This is a genomic window from Streptomyces sp. CNP082, from assembly GCF_059570535.1.
Map to the genome: position 1 here is coordinate 269832 of NZ_JCANSZ010000003.1, position 19846 is coordinate 289677.

At 72.8% G+C, this 19846-nt stretch carries 17 protein-coding genes and 1 riboswitch; of the genes, 8 read left to right on the plus strand and 9 right to left on the minus strand.

What is annotated here, in order from left to right; translation table 11 throughout:
• Positions 1-52 precede the first annotated feature (52 nt).
• The 3 genes from gcvH (at position 53) to B124_RS04105 (ending at position 3398) form a co-directional block, all read left to right on the plus strand.
• Complete coding sequence (gcvH, locus tag B124_RS04095) at positions 53-430, plus strand: glycine cleavage system protein GcvH (protein WP_496501224.1); 378 nt, start codon at positions 53-55, stop codon at positions 428-430.
• A gap of 128 nt (positions 431-558) precedes the next feature.
• Complete coding sequence (glyA, locus tag B124_RS04100) at positions 559-1824, plus strand: serine hydroxymethyltransferase (protein WP_496501225.1); 1266 nt, start codon at positions 559-561, stop codon at positions 1822-1824.
• A 176-nt stretch (positions 1825-2000) separates the two neighbouring features.
• The gene (locus B124_RS04105; protein WP_496501226.1) at positions 2001-3398 is read left to right on the plus strand and encodes an L-serine ammonia-lyase; all 1398 of its coding nucleotides are present in this window, start codon (positions 2001-2003) and stop codon (positions 3396-3398) included.
• A gap of 169 nt (positions 3399-3567) precedes the next feature.
• On the opposite strand, the gene B124_RS04110 is transcribed toward B124_RS04105, so the two are convergent.
• Together B124_RS04110 and B124_RS04115 are read right to left on the minus strand one after the other, a co-directional pair.
• Complete coding sequence (locus B124_RS04110) at positions 3568-3828, minus strand: hypothetical protein (RefSeq protein WP_496501227.1); 261 nt, start codon at positions 3826-3828, stop codon at positions 3568-3570.
• 109 nt (positions 3829-3937) lie between these two features.
• Positions 3938-4357, minus strand: coding sequence for a DUF7848 domain-containing protein (locus tag B124_RS04115; RefSeq protein ID WP_496501228.1), 420 nt, complete (start codon positions 4355-4357; stop codon positions 3938-3940).
• A gap of 345 nt (positions 4358-4702) precedes the next feature.
• Here B124_RS04115 and B124_RS04120 point away from each other — a divergent pair, with 345 nt between their 5' ends.
• On the plus strand, positions 4703-5545 hold the full coding sequence (locus B124_RS04120) for a helix-turn-helix domain-containing protein (protein ID WP_496501229.1): 843 nt from the start codon (positions 4703-4705) through the stop codon (positions 5543-5545).
• On the plus strand, positions 5542-5751 hold the full coding sequence (locus B124_RS04125) for a DUF397 domain-containing protein (RefSeq protein WP_496501230.1): 210 nt from the start codon (positions 5542-5544) through the stop codon (positions 5749-5751). Before B124_RS04120 ends, B124_RS04125 begins: the two co-directional genes overlap by 4 nt.
• 177 nt (positions 5752-5928) lie before the next feature.
• On the opposite strand, the gene B124_RS04130 is transcribed toward B124_RS04125, so the two are convergent.
• Positions 5929-6516 (minus strand): ATP-binding protein, encoded by a 588-nt coding sequence (locus B124_RS04130; protein ID WP_496501231.1) that lies wholly within the window; start codon positions 6514-6516, stop codon positions 5929-5931.
• Positions 6517-6917: 401 nt separating this feature from the next.
• A riboswitch (cyclic di-AMP (ydaO/yuaA leader) is annotated at positions 6918-7078 on the plus strand.
• Positions 7079-7081: 3 nt separating this feature from the next.
• On the opposite strand from B124_RS04130, the gene B124_RS04135 reads away from it, so the two are divergent.
• Entirely contained in the window at positions 7082-7822 is a 741-nt protein-coding gene (locus B124_RS04135) for a transglycosylase SLT domain-containing protein (protein ID WP_496501232.1), read from the plus strand.
• A 120-nt stretch (positions 7823-7942) separates the two neighbouring features.
• Here B124_RS04135 and B124_RS04140 read toward each other — a convergent pair whose 3' ends face one another.
• Positions 7943-9424 (minus strand): glycosyl hydrolase, encoded by a 1482-nt coding sequence (locus B124_RS04140; RefSeq protein WP_496501233.1) that lies wholly within the window; start codon positions 9422-9424, stop codon positions 7943-7945.
• 168 nt (positions 9425-9592) lie between these two features.
• Here B124_RS04140 and B124_RS04145 point away from each other — a divergent pair, with 168 nt between their 5' ends.
• Complete coding sequence (locus B124_RS04145) at positions 9593-10633, plus strand: arabinan endo-1,5-alpha-L-arabinosidase (protein ID WP_496501234.1); 1041 nt, start codon at positions 9593-9595, stop codon at positions 10631-10633.
• A 91-nt stretch (positions 10634-10724) separates the two neighbouring features.
• Here B124_RS04145 and B124_RS04150 read toward each other — a convergent pair whose 3' ends face one another.
• Positions 10725-11147 carry a PPOX class F420-dependent oxidoreductase gene (locus B124_RS04150; RefSeq protein ID WP_496501235.1) on the minus strand — a complete coding sequence of 141 codons (423 nt, stop codon included), beginning with the start codon at positions 11145-11147 and terminating at the stop codon, positions 10725-10727.
• Between the two features lie 284 nt (positions 11148-11431).
• Here B124_RS04150 and B124_RS04155 point away from each other — a divergent pair, with 284 nt between their 5' ends.
• Positions 11432-12184 (plus strand): GH12 family glycosyl hydrolase domain-containing protein, encoded by a 753-nt coding sequence (locus tag B124_RS04155; protein ID WP_496501236.1) that lies wholly within the window; start codon positions 11432-11434, stop codon positions 12182-12184.
• A gap of 73 nt (positions 12185-12257) precedes the next feature.
• Here the strand turns inward: B124_RS04155 and B124_RS04160 are convergent, their stop codons facing one another.
• Genes B124_RS04160 through B124_RS04175 form a run of 4 tightly spaced genes read right to left on the minus strand, consistent with a single transcriptional unit; the run spans position 12258 to position 19801 of the window.
• The gene (locus tag B124_RS04160) at positions 12258-15776 is read right to left on the minus strand and encodes an SAV_2336 N-terminal domain-related protein (protein WP_496501237.1); all 3519 of its coding nucleotides are present in this window, start codon (positions 15774-15776) and stop codon (positions 12258-12260) included.
• Positions 15769-16770: an AAA family ATPase gene (locus B124_RS04165; protein ID WP_496501238.1), complete on the minus strand. Its 1002-nt coding sequence runs from the start codon at positions 16768-16770 to the stop codon at positions 15769-15771. The genes B124_RS04160 and B124_RS04165 overlap by 8 nt, the downstream gene beginning before the upstream one ends.
• Entirely contained in the window at positions 16767-18836 is a 2070-nt protein-coding gene (locus B124_RS04170; protein ID WP_496501239.1) for a vWA-MoxR associated conflict system protein, read from the minus strand. Before B124_RS04170 ends, B124_RS04165 begins: the two co-directional genes overlap by 4 nt.
• Positions 18833-19801, minus strand: a complete 969-nt coding sequence (locus B124_RS04175; RefSeq protein WP_496501240.1) for a hypothetical protein — start codon at positions 19799-19801, stop codon at positions 18833-18835. The genes B124_RS04170 and B124_RS04175 overlap by 4 nt, the downstream gene beginning before the upstream one ends.
• Positions 19802-19846: the final 45 nt, after the last annotated feature.

The following is a 19846-nucleotide window of genomic DNA, read 5'->3' on the forward strand; positions in this document are numbered from 1 at the left end:
CCACGAGCGCCCCTGCACCTCACCCACGTCCCGATCCTGGAGAATCGCCCTCATGACCAACCCTGAGCACCTGCGCTACAGCAAGGAACACGAGTGGATCACGGCCGCCGACGACGGCGTGGCCACCGTCGGCATCACCGCCCACGCCGCGAACGCCCTCGGCGACGTCGTCTTCGTCCAGCTCCCGGACGTCGGTGACACGGTCACCGCGGGCGCGCCCTGCGGCGAGCTGGAGTCGACCAAGTCCGTCTCGGACCTCTACGCGCCGGTGACCGGCGAGGTCACGGCGACCAACGAGGACGTCGTGGCCGACCCGGCGCTGGTGAACTCGGGTCCGTTCGACGACGGCTGGCTGTTCAGGGTGCGGGTCGCGGCCGAGGCCGACGGCCTGATGTCCGCCGACGAGTACACCGCGTTCACCGCGACCTGAGCTGCCCGGCGAGCTGAGCCCCGCCGCGAGGTGAACTCCGCCGCGAGGTGAACTCCGGGCCGCGCTCCGCCGCCGCAGCCGCGCCCGCCCCCGACCGCCCGCGTCCGTCCTTTCCCACGGAAGGTCCCATGTCCCTTCTGAACGGCTCGCTCCACGAGGTCGACCCCGAGGTCGCCGCCGCCGTGGACGCCGAACTCACCCGCCAGCAGTCCACCCTCGAGATGATCGCCTCGGAGAACTTCGCCCCGGTCGCCGTGCTGGAGGCGCAGGGCTCGGTCCTCACCAACAAGTACGCCGAGGGCTACCCCGGCCGCCGCTACTACGGCGGCTGCGAGCACGTCGACGTCGCCGAGGAGCTGGCCCGCGAGCGCGTCAAGGCGCTCTTCGGCGCCGAGGCCGCGAACGTCCAGCCGCACTCCGGCGCGTCGGCGAACGCGGCGGCGATGTTCGCGGTGCTGGGGCCCGGCGACACGATCCTCGGCCTGGACCTGGCCCACGGCGGGCACCTGACCCACGGCATGAGGATCAACTTCTCCGGCAAGCTGTACGACGTCGCCGCCTACCACGTGGACGCCGAGACCGGCCTGGTCGACATGGCCGAGGTCGAGCGGCTGGCCAAGGAGCGGCGGCCCAAGCTGATCATCGCCGGCTGGTCGGCGTACCCGCGGCAGCTCGACTTCGCCGGCTTCCGCCGGATCGCCGACGAGGTCGGCGCGCTGCTGATGGTCGACATGGCGCACTTCGCCGGGCTGGTGGCCGCGGGCCTGCACCCCAACCCCGTGCCGTACGCGGACATCGTCACCACGACGACGCACAAGACGCTCGGCGGCCCGCGCGGCGGGGTCATCCTCTCCCGCCAGGACCTCGCCAAGAAGATCAACTCGGCGGTCTTCCCCGGCCAGCAGGGCGGGCCGCTGGAGCACGTGATCGCCGCCAAGGCGGTGTCGTTCAAGATCGCGGCGTCGGAGGAGTTCAAGGAGCGGCAGCGCCGCACGCTCGACGGCGCCCGGATCCTCGCGGAGCGGCTGCTGCGCGACGACGCGCGCGCGGCCGGCGTCTCGGTGCTCTCCGGCGGTACGGACGTCCACCTGGTCCTGGTCGACCTGCGCAACTCCGAGCTGGACGGCCAGCAGGCCGAGGACCGGCTCCACGAGATCGGCATCACCGTCAACCGCAACGCGGTCCCGGACGACCCCCGCCCGCCCATGGTCACCTCCGGCCTGCGCATCGGCTCGCCGGCGCTGGCCACCCGCGGCTTCACCGCCGCGGATTTCGAGGAGGTCGCCGACGTCATCGCCGAGGCCCTGAAGCCGGGCTTCGAGGCGCAGAGCGCCGCCCTCGCCGCCCGGGTCACGGCCCTGGCGCACAAGCACCCGCTGTACCCCGGCCTGTAGCACGTACGGCCCGGCGGCCCGGCGCAACGACGCGGCGGGCGGCCGGGCCCCGGGGACGTACGCGAAACCGCCGGCACCAGCCACCGCCACAGGCACAGCCACAGGCAACGCCCACAGGCAACAGGCACTATGCACGTCGCACGCGCACGCCCCACGAAAGGACAAGGGAGTCCCGAGTGGCCATCTCCGTCTTCGACCTCTTCTCGATCGGCATCGGCCCGTCGAGTTCGCACACGGTCGGCCCGATGCGGGCGGCCCGGATGTTCGCGCGCCGGCTGAAGAACGACGGCCTGCTGGCGCACACGGCCGCGGTACGGGCCGAACTCTTCGGCTCCCTCGGCGCCACCGGCCACGGCCACGGCACCCCCAAGGCCGTACTCCTCGGTCTGGAGGGCCACTCGCCGCGCACCGTCGACATCGAGTGGGCCGAGGGCGAGGTGGAGCGCATCCGCACCGCTCGACGGCTGCACCTGCTGGGCGCCGAGATAGGGCGGGACCACGAGATCCCCTTCGACACCGGCGCCGACCTCGTCCTGCACCGCCGCCGCTCGCTGCCGTACCACGCCAACGGCATGGTGCTGGCCGCGTACGACCGGGACGGCGGCACGCTGCTGGAGAAGACGTACTACTCCGTGGGCGGCGGCTTCGTCGTGGACGAGGCGGCCGTCGGCGAGGACCGGATCAAGCTCGACGACACCGTGCTGACGTACCCGTTCCGCACCGCCGACGAGATGCTGCGCCGCACCCGGGAGACGGGCCTGTCGCTGTCCTCGCTGATGCTGGAGAACGAGCGCGCCTGGCGCACGGAGGCGGAGATCCGCGCCGGACTGCTGGAGATCTGGCGGGTCATGCGCGAGTGCGTCGCCCGCGGCACCACCCGCGAGGGCATCCTCCCCGGCGGCCTGAAGGTCCGCCGCCGCGCCGCCGGCGAGGCCCGCCAGCTCCGCGCTGCCGGCGACCCGGCGGCGCACGCGATGGAGTGGGTCACCCTCTACGCGATGGCGGTCAACGAGGAGAACGCCGCCGGCGGCCGGGTCGTCACCGCTCCCACCAACGGCGCGGCGGGCATCATCCCCGCGGTCCTGCACTACGCGGCGGACTTCCTCCCCGGCGCGGACAGCCGCGCTGGGGAGGAAGACACCGCGGTCCGCTTCCTGCTCGCGGCGGGCGCGATCGGCATGCTCTTCAAGGAGAACGCCTCCATCTCCGGCGCCGAGGTCGGCTGCCAGGGCGAGGTCGGCTCCGCCTGCTCCATGGCCGCCGGCGGCCTCGCCGAGATCCTCGGCGGCACCCCGGAGCAGGTGGAGAACGCCGCGGAGATCGGCATCGAGCACAACCTGGGCCTGACCTGCGACCCGGTCGGCGGCCTGGTGCAGATCCCGTGCATCGAACGCAACGGCATGGCGGCGGTCAAGGCGATCACCGCCGCCCGTATGGCGCTGCGCGGCGACGGGCAGCACTTCGTCTCGCTCGACAAGGCGATCAAGACGATGAAGGAGACGGGCGCGGACATGAAGGTCAAGTACAAGGAAACCGCCCGCGGCGGCCTCGCGGTCAACGTGGTGGAGTGCTGACGACCGCCTTCGGTTCAGTCAGCCCGACGGCGCAGGGTGGGGGTGGAGGGCGAATGCGTGCGGGTGGGCAAAGTTCGGCCCTCGGGGCCGATTTGGGCCGAATTGAAGGGGGTGTTACCGCGAGTTACGGCCGGATCTCTCCGCGGCGGGTGCGCGCCGTGGGTCGGATTCAGTGCGGATGTCGCCGGATGGCGACGTTGGCGGCTGTCACCCGCTGCTCGTCGAGGTAGATGCGAGCCCTGGTCCGCGCGTTGACGAGCCTGGCGCATCGCACGCACCCGGGCGTGGGGGTGGCATCGCTGGCGTACGTGGCACGCTCGGGCAGGAGGGCCGGCATGCGCGTGTCGTAGCGGTACGTCACGGCCGTCGCCGGACGCGTCTGGCCGGCAGCGCGGACGTCGGAGACGTACGACGCGGCTTGGGCCGGCACCCCGGGTGCGCGTAGACGACCGACCCGCCCCCGGACTCGCCGGCCTCGCCCACGGACTCCACCGGATGCTGCTCGGTGCCGAGTTGGCCGCAGTGAGTGCAGTAACGCATCACGGTCCCTTCTTTCGGATCGCGGGCGGGTAGCCGCGCCAGTCCGGCGCGTTGCCGAGGCTCGCGGTGGCCGGCCGCTGGCTGAACGGCTCCAGGCCACGGTGAGGCTCGTCCCGCTGGGGCCCGTCCTGATCGCGGAGAGGCGGTGAGCCGGACCCGCACAGGCGGCCCTCCCGCGGCCCATGCGACAAGGGCGGGGGCTGGCTGGTGTGCTCGGGGTGCTCGCGCAGGTGCCGGAACGTCCACGCCTGCGCCCCGGCGTCATCGGTGATCCGCGCCGACTCCGCACCGCACTCCGTGTCGTCGCACGTCAGCGCGAGACGTCGGCACTTGCCCCTGACCGGCGAGGCGTCGTCGTCCAGACCGGGACGCAGAGTGCAGCCGACGAGGTGGAACACGCGGCCGGCCGCCCCGGTCACAGGTACTCCCCCCGGCTACGGGCGTTGCGCCGCCGGTTCTCGGCGCGCAACCGCTCTATCGGCTCCGCGGATCGGACGTACTCGGGCTCCGCCGTCCACGGGGCCCCGCCGCACACCGGACGCAACAGCCAGTGCGAACCGACGAGACCCCGGAACTCCCCAACCCGACCACGGTGGGTGTCCACCATGAGTGTGCCGGGTTCCGGGACACGGGCGGACTTCTGGCCGTCTGGGGGTACGTTCTGCACAGACACCGCCGCTCCTCTCCGTAGTGGGTCCACTACCAAGAGGTCACAGGGTGGCTTAGCGTGAGTAAGCCTTCAACGTTCCAGCACCGGAAGGAACATGGTGGTCAACCGTAAGGAGTTAACCCCTGAAGCGAGCCCGGAAGCGGCGTACGGCGCACGATTGCGCAGCGTGCGGGAGGGTCGGGGGTGGCTGCAAGATGAACTGGCCGCGCGGATCGGATACACGGGACGACACGTCTCCGGGGTGGAAACTGCCCACAAACCGCCAACCCGCCGGTTTTCAGTGGCCGTTGACGCCGCGTTGGGAATCGAGGGAACGGCCGATTCGTTCGAACGTGAGTGGGGGGAGATCAAACACGGCAGCCTGCTGGAGGGCTTCCCGGAGTACGTCGCGCACGAGGGACGGGCGGTTGAGATCCGGCTGTTCAACGTGGGCATCATCCCTGGCCTGCTGCAAACACCGGAGTACGCGCAGGCCCAGGAAGACGGCCATGTCGAGCGTGGCTCGATCACGCCCGAACAGGCAGCGGAGCGGGTCGCGTTCCTGGCGGAGCGCCAAGCGGCGCTGGTGCGGCCTCGGCCGCCGATGATGTTCGTCGTCATGGATGAGAGCTGCCTCCGCCATGCTGTGGGAGGCACGGAGATCATGGACGCGCAGCTTCAGCGTCTCGTCGAAGTCGCCACCCGTCCCAACTGGATCCTCCAGGTAGCGCCCTTCGGCATCGGCGCCCGGCGTGCGTTCAACCTCCCGGTCAATCTGCTCACCCTTGCCGACCGGTCCGTGATCTGCTACGCCGAATCCCAGTCGAAAGGACATCTGGACCGGGAGAGCGCCTCCGTGCTGCCGATGCTGACGGCCTACCATCAGTTTCAGGGCGAGGCGCTGTCCCCGGCGGCGTCCGTGGCCATGATCAACCAGTTACGAAAGGGCACCCCGTGACGACCGAATCCCCCCGCTGGTTCACGTCCTCCTACAGCGGCAACGGCGGTGACTGCATCGAGGTGGCCGTCAACCTCGCCGCCTCACGCGGCGTGGTCCCCATCCGCGACTCCAAGAACCCGACGGGTCCCGTACTCGACATCCGCGCCGACGCGTTCGCCTCCTTCGTGACGAGCGTCAAGGCCGGAGAGTTCGGCGCCGTCTGACCTCGCAGACACACAGAGACCGCCCTGTCCTACGGCTGTTGACCGCGGGACGGGGCGGCTCTTCTGTGTCATCCGGCGCTGCCGGACCAGCCGGCGGCGAGTACAGCGGCTACCGCCGCGAGGACAACGACACCACGGTCAGCGGGGTGGAGCGCTGACGGCCACCGTTCGGTTCCGTCAGTCCGACGGCGCGGCCGTCTCCCACAACGCGCTGATGGGAACGGCGCGGAAACGCGGACCGAAGGGGAGCGTCTGCCCTCCGGTGTAGAGCACGATCCCGGTCAGCAGGTCACTGCCGAGGCGGTCGGCGAGATGCCGCAGCCCGCGGAAGTCCTCGGCCTTGACGGTCGAGGCCGCCTTGACGTCGATCGCGACGACCTGGCCACGCCTGTCCTCCAGCACGATGCCGACCTCGACCTTGTCCTTGGTGCGGTAGTGGTACAGCTCGATGGGCTGTGCGGCCCAGGTGAGCTGGCGGGCGATCTCCATCGCCGCGAATCCCTCCAGCAGCCCGCCGAGCGGACCGGCGGGCTGTCCCAGAGCCGCGGCGTCCAGCCCGAGCAGATTGGCCGCGATACCGGAGTCGACCATGGCGACCTTGGCCGTGCCGACGGCCCGGGTGCTGAGGTTGCGGGACCAGGCGGGGATGCGCTTTATGAGGAAAACCTCCTCCAGCAGCCCCAGATAGCGCTTGATCGTCGGCTGTGGAAGGCCGAGCTCGTTACCGAGATTTCCTTTGGTCAGTTGACGCCTCGTTCTCCGCACAAGCGAGCGGTTCCCTCTTCAGATCGGGACGCTGACGAGATCGAAGATCCATGCGAACACCGGCTGCTGTGGACCAAGAACAAGCCGACTTGTCGGATATTCCCTGACGTCACTCCGTACCATTTGATTAATTCGCCCCGATCGCCCCATCATGCACTCCAGGCCGATCGGACCTCCTGTGTCCGGTGATGCGAATCACGTTCGGCCGCGGCGCACCGGCAGTGGAATTCACAGTTTCCTTGTTCCGCACGCGAGTTGCCCTCCTCTTCGATTTCGGCAGCGGCACTCAACCGGTCTCGGAGCCCGTCTCGCATTGCCCAGACGGTTTCCGCGGCTTGTCCGGACCGGAAAGGCATGCTTAAGTCTGCGCCAGCCGGATGGACGCCGAATCCTGCCGCCACCCGGAACCTTTCCCTAACCACACACGGCAGGAGCGGGGGACCCATAGGTAAGGTGCCGTTCCGTATTCCGGAACGGCTTGGGGTGAAGTCGCACGGTCGTGCGGCCGGGCATCTCCCGCCCGAACCCGACAGCTCACCTCGCAGGCGCAGGAGGAGAAACACCCATGCCTGGTAAAGGTAAGCACCGCCGTCCCAAGCGGCGACTGATCAGCCGTGGTGTCACTTTCGCCGGTGTCAGCGGCGTCGTGATCGCCGTCCCGCTGATCGGCGCGTCCTCGGCCTCCGCGGCCGGATCGGCCCCGCAGTCCACCGTACGCGCCGACGTCACCGCCGCGGGAACCGCCAAGGCCGAAGCGACCACGTATGTCACGGTCGCGGGAGATTCCCTGGCGAAGATTGCCGAAGAGCAAGCCGTGCCCGGCGGCTGGCAGAAGTTGTACGAAGACAACCGCGAGGCCGTCGGCGACAACCCGCACTTCATCCTCCCAGGCCTCGAACTCGCGCTCGGCGCAAAGGCCGACACGAGCGACTCGACGGATTCCGACTCGGGCACGAAGGCGGCCACCGCCTCCGTCACGGGCTACCCGGACAACCTCGACGGCTGGATCAGGGAGTCGCTCGACATCATGGCCGAGCACGGCATCGCCGGGACCTACGACGGTATTTACCGCAACATCATGCGTGAGTCCGGCGGCGACCCGCAGGCCATCAACAACTGGGACTCCAACGCCGCGGCAGGCACGCCTTCCAAGGGCCTGCTCCAGGTCATCGCTCCCACCTTCGTGGCCTACCACGTACCCGGCACCTCGACCGACAGCTTCGACCCCGTGGCCAACATCACCGCCGCGTGCAACTACGCGGCCGACCGGTACGGGTCGATCGACAACGTCTACGGTCCGTACTGACACAACCGGAGAGCGCCGGTGTTCCCACCGGCGCTCTCCGCGGCCTGCGGCACGCCCCACCGCACGAGGACCGGCAGCGGATCCGCCAGGCCCGGGAATGCCTCCTGCGCCGACCTGGGTTCAGCCGGTCCGGGCCGGGGGGTGGGAGCGCCAGTCGCCCAGTTCGTCGAGCGTGATGACGTAATCGTGCGCGTACACCTCCTGGAGGAACGGCAGCGGGTTGTGCTCGCCGTCGTCGATGAACTCGCCGCTCCAGGTGGTGAACCAGCTCCAGTCCGCCTCGTACGCCTCAAGCAGGTCCGGGTCGGGGATGGAGCCCGTCTCGGTCATCGCGACGAGTTTCTCGTCGCCGACGAGGTCGACCAGCTTGTCGTACGTGCCGCTGGCGGGGCCGTGGTCGCCGACCGGGGGGTAGGTGTCGGCGCTGATGACGTCGACGACGTCGTCGCCGGGGTACCAGGCCGGGTCGACGGAGTTCCACACCCAGATGAGGTTGTGCAGCCCGTGGTGGCCGGTCATGCGCTCGTACATCAGCCGCCACAGCTCCTTGGCCGGCTCGGGGCCCTTGGCGCCCCACCAGAACCAGCCGCCCTCGGCCTCGTGCAGCGGGCGCCACAGCACCGGGACGCCCGCGTCCCGCAGCCGCTTCAGCTCCGCCGCGATGGCGTCGATGTCGCGCAGCAGCAGCGCGTACTCCTCGGACTGCGGGTCGGCGAGCGCCGCGGCCACGTCGAAGGTCGTCGCGTCGGTGTAGAAGCCGCGCCACCACTCCTTGCCGGGTTCGTCGATGAGGCCGGCGGGGGCGTTCCAGTGCCAGGTGAACGTGGTGATGCCGCCGCGTTCGTCCCAGTCGAGGGCGTTCTCGACCTCGGTGGAGGTGGTGCCGCGCTCGACGCGGCTGGGTGAGTAGTCCATCATGTCGTGCCCGGCCACGGCCGGGGCGCGGCCGACGTTCTCCTCCAGCCAGCGGATGGACGCCGCGTCCTGCTGGCCGCTGAGGATGTGCTCGCCGTAGCCCGCGGCGAGGTAGCCGAGCAGCGCCCGGGCCTCGGGAGTGGCCTGCGGGTCTACGGGGACGCCGGAGACCTGGTGCGGCGGACGGGGCTCGCTCGGGCTGAGGCTGATGGCGTCGATCTCGTACCAGCCCCAGTTGTTCACGATCGTGATCGTGTCGGGGCCGTCCTGCAGCATCACCTTGCCGGCGGCCACCGTGCTGAAGGTGTCGGTGGCGGCGAGGGTGACGTCGCCCGCGCCCTCGCCGTTGAGCCGCAGCGACGCGACCTTCTGGCCGTACGGGGCGCGGTAGTGGATGGTCAGGTCGTGGAGCCCGGCCGGGCCGTCGGGGACGGTGACGGTGACGGAGTCCTCGGCCGCGTCGAAACCGGCGACGTAGCCGGTGCCGGAGTAGCCGGGCGCGGAGGATTCGACGACGGTGCCGTTCAGTCGGCCGTCCTCGGCCTCGTAGACGACGGGCTGGGCGGCGGCGCCGGCCTCGCCGGCCGCGGCCTCGGCTCCCGTGCCGGCCGAGAGCAGGGCCGCGAGGAGCGCGGTCAGGACGAGGAGCGCCAGCGCGGGCGTGCGGCGGAGCGGGGGCTGGGTCACCGGGGGGTCTCCTGCCGGGGCGTGGGGGTGTGTGCACGGGGAATATTGGGAGCGCTCCCAATATCCTGCTCTTGCGTAATGGCCGCGTCAATGTATCGGCGCTACGCTCTGCGCAGCATCACGAACGTCGTGCGATATCCCGAACATCTTCTTCGGCGGGAGGCACCCGTGACCCGAACCCCCCACCACGACCACGCCGCCGGCCCGCCGCCCGGCGCGTCCCGGCGCCGGCTGCTCCGCGGCGCGCTGGCGACCGGCACCCTGGCAGCCGCCTCCGTCGCCGGCGCCTCCGGGCTGCGCCCCGCGCCGGCCGGCGCCGCCCCGGCCGCGTACCCCTTCCCCGGCCTCGTGACCGGGGACACCCGCGTGCACGACCCGTCCGTCGTCAAGCGGCCCTCCGGGGGCTACCTCGTCGCCCACACCGGCGACGACATCGCCCTGAAGACGTCCTCCGACCGCACGGACTTCCGCAACGCCGGCAGCGTCTTCCCCGGCGGCGCCCCGTGGACCACCGCGTACACCGGAGGAAGCCGCAACCTGTGGGCTCCGCACCTCAGCCACGTGGGGGGCGGGTACCACCTCTACTACTCGGCCTCCACCTTCGGCTCCAACCACTCAGCGATCTTCCTGGCCACCAGCGCCAGCGGCGACTCGGGCAGTTGGACGAACCAGGGCCTGGTCATCGAGTCCGGCGGCGCGGACGACTACAACGCCATCGACCCGCACCTCGCCGTCGACGCCGAGGGCCGCTGGTGGCTGGCCTTCGGCTCGTTCTGGTCCGGCATCAAGCTCATCCGGATCGACCCGGCGACGGGCCGGCGGCTGGACGGCAGCATGGTCTCGATCGCCGGCCGCGGCGGCGGCGCCATCGAGGCGCCCACGATCTACCGGCGGGGCGGCTACTACTACCTCTTCGTCTCGTTCGACCTGTGCTGCCGCGGCGCGGCCAGCACGTACCGGGTCATGGCCGGCCGGTCCACGGACATCGCCGGCCCCTACCGCGACCGCAACGGCACCGCGATGACCTCCGGCGGCGGCACCGAGGTCATGGCCGGCCACGACACCATCCACGGCCCCGGCCACCAGGACGTCTTCGCCGACACCGACCACGACATCCTCGTCTACCACTACTACGCCGACGACGGCACGGCCCTGCTGGGCATCAACTGGCTCGGCTGGGACGGCGATGGCTGGCCCTACGCCCACTGAGCCGGGCGGCCGGGACCCGTCGGCCAGGCATGGTGGCCGGCAGGCCGGCCGCGGAACGCCGGGGCCCGGCGTCCCGCGGCCGGGACGCGGGTCAGGTGGATGCCTGGGCGGTGTCCCGGTAGGCGCCCCAGCCGTGCCAGCGGTCGACGTCGATCCAGGCGCTGAACCGGGCGCGCCCGCGCTCGGGGTAGGGCTTGCCCGTGTAGTGGCGGGCGAGGCGGTCGATGTCCCTGAGGTCTTCGTCGGGGAGCAGTTCGGCGACCCGGCCGATGAGGGTGACGTGCGAGTACCACCCCTCCTCGGCCAGGGCGGTGAGGGTCACGCGCGGGTCGTCGCGCAGGTGCTGCAGGCGCCGGCGGCTCTCGTCCATGTTCACGAGGACGCGGCCGTCCTCCCACAGGTACCAGGTGGCGGTCGACACCGGCGCGCCGTCCGCGCGCAGCGTGGCGATCACGCAGGGGTTGGGGCGGCGCAGCATCTCGACGACGTCGGCGGGCAGCGGTGGCCTGGACACGCGGGGTCTCCTTCGGCAGATCCGGTACGGGTGCCGCCCGGGCGGCGGCGCGCGGCGCGCGGCGCGCGGCGCGCGGCGGGCAGGCACGGGCATGCTACGGACCGCGCGCCCCGCTCCGCAGTGCCGACACGGAAGCCCGGCCGCCGGATCCGGATCCGGCTCCGGCTCGGTGCCGATTCGACGGCAACCATTCGACGGCCCGGCGGCCACTGTCCTCGTACGCGCGGGGAAGCGAACCCCTTCCGTGCGCACCCCCCACCACACGAGCCAAGGAGAGTGGCGCCATGAGCCACAGCAAGCGCACCCCCACCGGACGCCCCCGCCGCCGGCGCCGGGCCGTCCGCACCCTGATCGCCGCCCCGCTGCTGGCGGCGCTCGGGTTCCTCGGCCATCTGGCGGTGCCCGCGCAGGCCGCAATGGCACAGGCATGGCAGTCCTGCGACCAGTGGGGCAACTGGGAGTCGCCGGACGGCTACATCCTCTACAACAACATCTGGGGCTCCGGCGCCGGCAGCCAGTGCATCTCCGCGGAGTCGGCCCACGACTGGACGGTCGACGCCGACCACCCGGACACCGGCGGCATCAAGTCGTACCCCAACGCCAAGTGGATCGTGAACGAGCCGGTCAGCCAGATCGACCGGCTCAGCAGCTCGTACGACGTCACCGTGCCGAGCAGCGGCGCGTACAACACCACGTACGACGTGTGGGACGTCAACTACGACTACGAGGTCATGCTCTGGATGAACTGGACCGGACCCGTGGGCCCGCTCGGGCAGTTCCGGACCACCGTGGCGCTCGGCGGCCACACCTGGGACGTCTACAGCGGGAACAACGGCAACAACGAGGTCTTCTCCTTCCTCCGGCAGGGCGACTCGACCGCCGGCGAGGTGGACCTGCTGCCCGTGCTCCGCTGGCTGAGCGACGAGGGCTGGTGGGGTGACGTGACCGTCGGCGACGTGCAGTTCGGGTACGAGATCACCTCGGCGTCCGGCGGGCTGGAGTTCACCACGAACGCCTTCGAGGTCACGTCCGGCTGACCGCGGACGACGCGGCGCGGCGCGGCGGCAGGCGTCCTGGGTCGCCGCCGCGCCGCGTGCGGAGTGCGGAGTGCTAGCGGTCGCCGGGCGGACGGCGGGTCTGCTGGCGGGAGGGGTCCTCGAAGGTGCCGGTCTGCTGGGTGATGTGCGGTCCTTCGGGCGGGGCGCCGGGCGGCGGATCCTGCGCGTCGCGGGCACGGGCGAAGTCCTCGGCGACGAGGGCGGCGAGGTCGTAGTACGCCTCGCGGGTCTTGTGCCGGAGCGGGTTCAGGTCGAGCAGGCCGTGGTTCATCAGGTGGTCGTCGAACGGGACGACGGCCACGCCGCGGCACCGGGTCTCGAAGTGCCTCACGATGTCCTCGGTCTTGATCCTCCTTCCTCCGTCGCGCATATCCGAGACGACGACGACGGAGTGGGCGACCAAGTGGGCGTAGCCGTGGGCCTGCAGCCAGTCGAGGGTGGTGCTGGCGCTGGACGCGCCGTCGACGGACGGGGTGGCCACGACGATCAGTTGGTCGGCGAGGTCGAGCACGCCGCGCATGGTGCGGTAGAGCAGGCCGGTGCCGCAGTCGGTGAGGATCACCGGATACTCCCTGCCGAGCACGTCCATGACGCGGCGGTAGTCCTCGTCGTTGAACGTCGCGGCGATCTCCGGGTCGACGTCGTTGGCCAGGACCTCCAGACCGGACGGCGTCTGCGAGGTGAATCGGCGGATGTCCGCGAAGCTGTTGAGGTAAGGGATCGACATCACCAGGTTGCCGAGGGTCGCGCCGGTTTCGCGGGGCACCCGGCGGCCCAGGGCGCCGCCGTCCGGGTCGATGTCGATCGCGAGGACCTTGTCCTGCCGCTCGGCGGCGAGGATCGCGCCGAGCGCCGTGGTGGTCGTGGTCTTGCCGACGCCGCTCTTGAGGGAGATCACCGCGATGCGGTACGAGGACTGCAACGGCGTGCGGATCACCGCCAGTTGCTCTTCGTGCCGCGGGGCCCTTCGCGTAAGGAAGCGGCTGCCCCGCTGGGGCGACGGGGGTGCGGGCGGGGGTGGTTCCGCGGCGGAGACGTGGAGCCGGACGCCCTCGGACTCCAGGTAGCCGTTCAACGACCGCAGCACGTCCTTCCACTGCGCAGGTGGGATCCCGTCCTCCTCGAACGCACGGCGTACGCCGTCCCCGCTGACGTACCCGACGGCCTTCCCCAGCCGGACCACCCGCATGACGGCGGCGAAGCCGGCCAGCTCCGGCGGCGGCGGGCCGAGGGGGGCGTGGTCCGCCGCGGACGAGTCGGGCTCCGGGGCCGACGGTGAAGGAGCGTGGCTGGGGTCAGCCTGGTCACGCATCGCGGCCATGGCGCGCCAGGCGATGTCGCGTACGGCGTGGAAGTGGTCGACAAGCTCGGCCTCGGTGGGCAGCAGCTCCCCGGCGGCATACGCGCGGTTCTCCAGCTCCGTGCGCAGGGCGTGGGACGCCAGCTCCGGGTGCAGGCCGTCGGACAGGAACTCCGTGAGCAGGGCCTCGTACTCGAGTTCCGCGCGCAGAGCCTCGGACTCGTCCTCCAATTCGGGCACCGGTACATCGCCCGTCGGGACCCGGATCTGCACGTCTTCGCGTTCCAGCACCAGGAAGAGTGCGCGCAGGGTGTCCTTCATCGCACTCGGCAGAATCCGGCTCACCACGAGCGCCTCGACTACGGCTTCCGCCTCGACGTACCCGGATCTCCGCCCCCGCGCCAGGAGCCCCAGGAGCGGCGCGTGCGTGCCCAGTTCCGCCGGCAGCGGGGTGCGCTCCGCCGCCGCGCCTGTGTACGCGAACGGCTCGGCGTGGGCGGCGAACTCCCCGGGCGACGACGGGTCGTGGCGGACGGCGGGGATGCCGGCCGGGGCGTACGGGTGGGACTTCGTGTAGTGGCTGAGCGCCCGCCGGGCCTGCCGTGCGTCGTACGTCGTCGCCTCGTCGCGCAGTTCCTCGCGCGCGTCCGGGCGGAGGGTCATGACCGGGTCGTGCCCGTGGGTGTGGGTGACCGTCAGCAGGCCGGCGGTGAGGAGTTCGGCGAGGTCGGCCGGGCCCGCCTCGGGCACCGCCTGGTCGCGCAGCGCGTGCAGCAGCGGCAGCGTGAGGGCCGGCAGTTCCGAGCAGAGGATTGCAAGCCGTACCGCCGGGGCGGCGGCGGTGTGCAGGAAGGAGCGGGCGAGGACGGCGGGGTCGGCACGCTCCGGCCGGGAGGCGGGACTGGCAGAACCGGCGGAGCTGGCGGGGTCCGCGGAACCGGTAGGGCTGGCGGGATCGGCAGGGCTGGCGAGGGCTGCGCGCTCCGGCGGGGCGGGCCGGGCGGAACCGGCGCGGCTTGCGGAACCGGCGGGCCCCATGGGGAAGGTGCTCGCGTCAGGGTCGAGGCGCCCCATTCGCGGGATCAGGACCGCCTCGCAGCCCTGCGGTGCCGGCCGCATCAGGGCGCCGGCCCACGTGCCCAGCGACCGCGGCGAGCAGGAAGCCACCGGCAGCGGGAGCCACTCGTCCCCGCCCGCCGGCCGCCCCGGCGCCCCGCGCCGGAGCCGCGGCGGGGTGCGGTAGCGCAGGGCGCCGTTGGGGGCGCCCGCTTCCGCGGCCGTGACGCGGACGGCGGGCAGGTTCAGTGCGGAGCGCCGCCAGAGCCGCCGGGGCAGCGGATCGACCAGCACGACCGGCACCTGGCGCCCCCACTCCCGCAGCAGCAGCCAGGGCCCCGGGCGCCGCCAGCCGCCCGCCGCGCAGTCGGAGAAGACGACGACCAGCCGTCTGCGGCGGCTTCCGCTGCCGTGGTACGGGACGCGCCCGGGGGCGACGAAGGCGCCCGACTGGTCGCGTACCCGGGGCTGTTCGCCCTCCCACACCAGGCGCCACTCGTGGACGGCCCGGAACACCCCGAGCACGCGCAGGAGTTTCGTCAGCGACCGGGCGGTCTCGCTCCACACCTGCATGGACACCGAGGTGTCCACCACGACGACGACCTCGAACCACTTCTCCGGCGCCGCGGCGAACACGGGCACCAGCGGCCCGCCCCTGGCGTAGTGGTCGACGGTCGCCTCGACGTCGAGCCGCGTGCGGCTCCCCTTCGGCCAGCGCCGCCGGAACGGCTGGAACGACCGGCCGACCGCCAGCGGCTCCGGCAGCGCCGCGGGGCGGCCGAGGGACAGCGGCTCGCCGCGGATGCGGGTGTCCGCGTCGGGGTGGCGCGCCGATACGCCCGTACCGGGGGGCGCGTCGGGGGGCGGCGCCGGTGTGCCGCGGTCCCCGGTGAGCGCCGGGTCGCCGTCGTCGCCGGGGTGCGGCCGGCCCGGCGGGGGCGGCCCTTCGGTGGGTCCGGCCGGGGCCGGCGGGTCCTGGCCGGCGGGGCTCCGGGCGGCGGCCAGCCAGACCGCGTCGGCGAGGGTACGGGCGTCCGTGCCGGGTGGGACCGCTGCGGCCAGCGCCGCCAGGAGCCGGTCGAGTGGACTGCCGGGCGCCTCGCCGGACGCCTCGCCGGGCGCCTCGCCGGACGCCTCGCCGTGCGGCGCTGCGGCGCCGGGTGGTCCGTCGGGTGGGAGCGGGCTGCCGGGGGCGCCGCGGGGTGGGCTAGGCACGGGACAGCTCGCGGGTGAGCAGTTCGCGCAGGCTCTCCCGCTGCTCGCCCGCCAGCCCCGGGGCACCGCTCAGCAGGGCGATGGCGTTGAGCAGTTGGTCGATGGCCAGGTGGCTGCCGCCCGCCACCCGGTCGGCGAACTCCTGGATCAGCTCCTCGCCGTCGTCGGGCAGCTCGCCGTCGAAGTGCGCCCGGACGATGCCCCGCAGGAGCGGCGGCGTCAACTGGGGCATGGTGTAGCGGATGCAGCGGCGCAGGAACGGCGGCGGAAAGTCCCGTTCGCCGTTGCTGGTGAGCACGATGAAGGGGAACTGGGAGCAGCGCACCCGCCCGCCCGCCACGGTGTACGTGTCCCGGCTGTCCCAGCAGCGGATCTCCACCCGCTCCCGGCGGTACCGCACCAGCTCGGGGATCTCGTACTCGCCGCGCTCCAGGATCTCCAGCAGGTCGCCGGGGAGGTCGAGATCGCTCTTGTCGATCTCGTCGACGAGCAGGGCACGGGGCCGCTCGGCGGGCAGCAGCGCGGTGCCGAGCGGGCCGAGTTGGAGGAACGGCGCGATGTCGTCCCGGCCGCGCGCGCTGCCGTTGCCGCCGCTGCCGCCCTTGCCGCCCTTGCCGGCCGCCGCCCGGGAGCCCGGCCGCCGCCGGCCGACGGCCGCGCGGAGGTTCTGGGCGTGGATCCGGCCGAGGGCGTCGTAGCGGTAGAGGGCCTCGCCGAGGGTGCTGCGGGAGGTGATGTGCCAGCGGAGTACGTCCCCGAGGCCGAGTTCGTACGCCACCTGCTCGATCACCGTGGACTTGCCCGACCCGGCCGGCCCGGTGACCAGCAGCGGGCGGCGCAGGTGGAGCGCGGCGTTGACGGCGTCGAGCAGCCCCGGCGGCGGCTGGTACTCGCGGTGCTGGGAGGCGCGCGGGAAGGTGCGCCACGGCGGGGGCGCGGCCAGCTCGACGTCCCGTCGCCGGCCGTCACCCCGGTAGTAGGGCTGCCAGGTCATGCTTCCTCCTCTGGGGCGGCGACCACTCGGTTCTCGAAGGGCCGGCAGAACTCCATCCACGCCTCGTCGTGCCAGACCGCGCGCACGTCGCCGAGGCACAGGGCGCCGTCCTGGTGCCCCTCCCACCGGCTGCGGTACGCGGCGGCCAGCCCGTCGGGCAACTGGTGCCAGCGCTCGTGCACCAGCTCGGGCAGCCGGTCCGCCACGGGCCGCGCGTCGCCGCGCGGCCACAGCACGATCGGGGCGAACGGCAGGAACAGGCGCAGCACCTCGGTGAGGTCCTGCGGCACGTGGTCGACGCCGACGGCCGTGTCGTACTGGCCGGTGGCCAGCCGGTGTTCCAAGGCGGGGCGGTCGTGCAGCGCGGCCGGGTCTATCCACGTCACCGGCGCCGTGCTGGAGGAGGCCATCTTCCGCAGCGCCTTGCGGGCCGCCTCGTTGATCTCGGCGTTGTCCTCGGCCTCGTCGAGCCGGCCGCTCCAGCGGGCCAGCACCGAGTACTTGGCGCCGAGCAGGTAGCGGCCGACCTTCTCCTCCTCGGGGTGCCAGCCGGCGAGCAGGTGTGCGGGGGCCGCGACGTCGATGTGCTCCAGCAGCTCCGGGTGCGGCAGTTCGCCGCGGGCCCAGCGCAGCGCGGCCTCGATCGCCCGGGCCACGCCGTGCGAGCCGCCGGTCTCGCACGGGAAGCGCTGGTGCTGCGGACGGTCCTCGCTGCCGCGCAGCAGCCAGGCGTCCACCTCTTCCGGCCACTCGGTCCAGGCCCCGGCGAGGCTGACGACCAGGCGCAGTTCCCGGCGTCTGCGGTCCTCGGCGAACTCCGCGCGGGCGTCGTTGACCTCGGTGAGCACGTCCAGGCGGCGGGCCCAGTCCCGCAGCCCGGCGTGGTCGGGTGCCGCGTCCGCCAGGTGGAACAGGGCGGTGACGAGCCGCGCCAGCCCCTTCCAGCGGGCCTCGCGGCGGCGCCGCGTGCGCAGCACCGCGTACTCCAGCAGGTCCCGCAGTGGCACGGCGCCCTCCGCTTCGGCGGGGAAGCCGGCGAGGCGGCGGGCCGAGCGCAGCAGGCCGGTGGTGAGGGAGCCGGCAAGCGCGTCGGTGAGGAACTCCTTGGTGCGTACGGCCTCCAGCAGGGCCGTCACCACGTCCTCGACCTCCGCGCGGGCGGCCGGGTGCTGCGGCTCGTCGCCGGCCTCCTGCCGGGCGAAGAACTCGCGCAGGCCGGCGAGCGAGGCGCTGGTCAGCCGCTCCGGCGCGGCGCGGCTGCCCCGCCACAGCTCCACGCTCTCCTTCAGGTCCCGCAGCCCCAGCGGGCCGACGGCGTCGCCGGCGGTCCGGGTGTCGTGTGCGGCGTTGCGGGCCAGCCACAGGTCCTGGAGGGGGAAGGGGTCCTGGTCGTACTCGGCGCGCCCGACCGCCTGCCCGCTGACCTGGTCGCGCAGGGCACGGGCCAGCGTGTGGTCCACGTACAGCGCGCTGGCCGCGTCCGGGATGCCCGCGCGCAGGGTACGGGCCAGGGCGAAGCTGAGACTCAGGTCGCGGGCCTGCTGGTCGGCCGCGGCGGCGGTGAGCACGGCGATCCGGGAGCGGCCCGCGCGGACGCCGCCCGCCAGCCTGCCGACGTCCGGTGCCGCGCCGCCCGCGTGGCAGGTGTCGACGATGGCGATCAGCCCGTCGAGACCCGGCTCGTCGGCGGCCCCGGTGAGCATCCGGCCCACGTCCACGGCCGACCGCGGGCTCTGCGTCGTCGAGTCCCGGACCATGAAGTACAGCTCGGAGCGCTGCGGGGGCGTGAACCCGTGGCCCAGCAGGGCCAGTACGAGGACGGCGCCGTCGGCCCGCGCCCGCCGCAGCGCCGCGTCCACCGCCTTCTCGACCCGCTCGGGCGTCAGGTCGTCCCCGACCAGCAGGGAGGGATGCTCCCCGGCGGCGGGGCGGCAGCCGCCCCGCTCGGGGTCGGTCAGGACCTCGTGTAACTCCAGGGCCGCCGCGCCCAGCGGGGCGAGGGTGCCCATGGCCGCGCACTGCGCCGCGATCACCTGCACGTGCCGTACGGCCCCTGGCGCGCTCACCGTTGCAGCGCCTCGACGATCGGGCCGGCCACCGCCGGCCGGCTGAGGTACTTGGTCGCCGTGTGCACCCAGATCCCGTCGGAGTCCACCCGGTGCGAGAGCGGCAGCACGCCGGCGGGGCTGGGCAGCATCCAGTTCTCCAGGCGCGGGCGGCAGGCCACGATGTCGTCGCGGTCCCAGAAGTTCAGCCACCGCTGTACGCAGCCCGGTGTCCGCGGCGGGCGCGGCTGGAGGCGCTGCCACACCACCGCGGCCGTGGCCAGCGGGGAGCCGAGCGTCACCAGCAGCCTGACGTCCCGGTCGAGGTGGTGGAGTGCCTCGTACGCGACGACGGAGCCGAGGGAGTGCGCGACGACGACCACGGGCCGCCGGGGATCCACGGTCTGAAGCAGCCGGCGGCGGATCCGCGCGCCCAGCGAGTCGCCGTCCGCCGGGTGCGCCGTACGGTCCAGATAGCGGCCGACCTGGGCCAGTTGCCCCAGCAGCGGCGACCCGCTGGCCCACTGGCCGGCGCGCCGCAGCCCCGGCAGTTGCAGCAGCGTCGTCAGCATGCGCGCGATGACGCGTACGGGCTCCCCCAGCCCCTGGACCGCACGGGACGCGTCGGGTGACTGCGCGCGCGCATCGAGGATCACCCGCTCCGCGCGCCGGTCGCCGCGCTCCCGCGCCTGGCGGAGGAGTTCGTCCGTCAGTTCCGCGACGAGCGGGTGGAGGAACGCGACGTCCGCGTCGCCGGGGTCCCCGGCCGGCCCCTGCGCGCCGGGGGTCGCGAACAGGTCGCTGTAGTCGGCGAACCGCGGCTGCGCCAGCCGCCCCCGGGTGAGGGCGGACACGGCGTCGGCGTGGCCGGCGTCCCGGGCGCCGTCGGCCAGCGCCTCCAGCCACGCGCGCAGCTCCCGCTCGGGGTCCCGCGGCCCGCCGATGCCGTGCACCAGCACGAGTTGGACCCTGTCGGCAGCACTCATCGAGCGTCCCCTGCCCCGCCTCGGACTCGCCTCACCGTCCCGGAT

Bases quoted from the DNA above. Each gene is read 5' to 3' on its own strand.
- B124_RS04175 (WP_496501240.1), bottom strand. From the start codon at position 19,801: ATGAGTGCTGCCGACAGGGTCCAACTCGTGCTGGTGCACGGCATCGGC.
- B124_RS04120 (WP_496501229.1), top strand. From the start codon at position 4,703: ATGGTGGTCAACCGTAAGGAGTTAACCCCTGAAGCGAGCCCGGAAGCG.
- glyA (WP_496501225.1), top strand. From the start codon at position 559: ATGTCCCTTCTGAACGGCTCGCTCCACGAGGTCGACCCCGAGGTCGCC.
- gcvH (WP_496501224.1), top strand. From the start codon at position 53: ATGACCAACCCTGAGCACCTGCGCTACAGCAAGGAACACGAGTGGATC.
- B124_RS04135 (WP_496501232.1), top strand. From the start codon at position 7,082: ATGCCTGGTAAAGGTAAGCACCGCCGTCCCAAGCGGCGACTGATCAGC.
- B124_RS04155 (WP_496501236.1), top strand. From the start codon at position 11,432: ATGAGCCACAGCAAGCGCACCCCCACCGGACGCCCCCGCCGCCGGCGC.
- B124_RS04165 (WP_496501238.1), bottom strand. From the start codon at position 16,770: ATGACCTGGCAGCCCTACTACCGGGGTGACGGCCGGCGACGGGACGTC.